Here is a 501-nt window from a genome sequence, read left to right on the forward strand (position 1 = left end):
GGCGATCTCGTAGCCCGAGGCGAGAGCGCCGTCGGGCACGATCGATGTGGCGAACAGCAGATGCATCTTACCTATCCAGTGGTGTAGCCGGTAGCAAAGTGCGGTGAACCCTTGATTAAGCCTGCACATTCGACGGCCGAAAGCCGCTGCCTGGCGGGCTTCTCCGTGCAAGGTGATTAACGAAACCTTATCAACCGTGGTGCTACCAGAGCCCAACTCACCATGTGGCTGGACACGGATGATCCCTTTGCCATCGGACGGTTCGGTATCGGTCGCGGGACGCACGCCGCGGCTTGACGTCGAGGCCGTCGAAGCCGTCGTCACCTTGCCGACCTTCAAGCGTCCCGAGCAGGTGCTGGAAACGCTGGCGTCGCTGCGCGCGCAGCAAACCGGCAGGCGCTTTGCCGTGATCGTCATGGAGAACGAAGCCGAGGCGCGGGCCGGCGCCAAGGCGGTGCTGCCGCTGTTCGAGCGGGGCGAAATGCCGGGCCTGGTGATCAT

The 501-nt window shown here is 63.5% G+C and carries 1 pseudogene; it reads left to right on the forward strand.

Going from position 1 to position 501, the window contains the following annotated elements:
* Positions 1-238: 238 nt before the first annotated feature.
* Positions 239-501, forward strand: a pseudogene (locus tag ENZ75_RS33880) (glycosyltransferase family 2 protein); the annotation flags it as partial.

Origin of the sequence: Mesorhizobium sp. M7A.F.Ca.CA.002.04.1.1 (assembly GCF_004022805.1) — a bacterium.
Lineage (GTDB): Bacteria > Pseudomonadota > Alphaproteobacteria > Rhizobiales > Rhizobiaceae > Mesorhizobium > Mesorhizobium ciceri.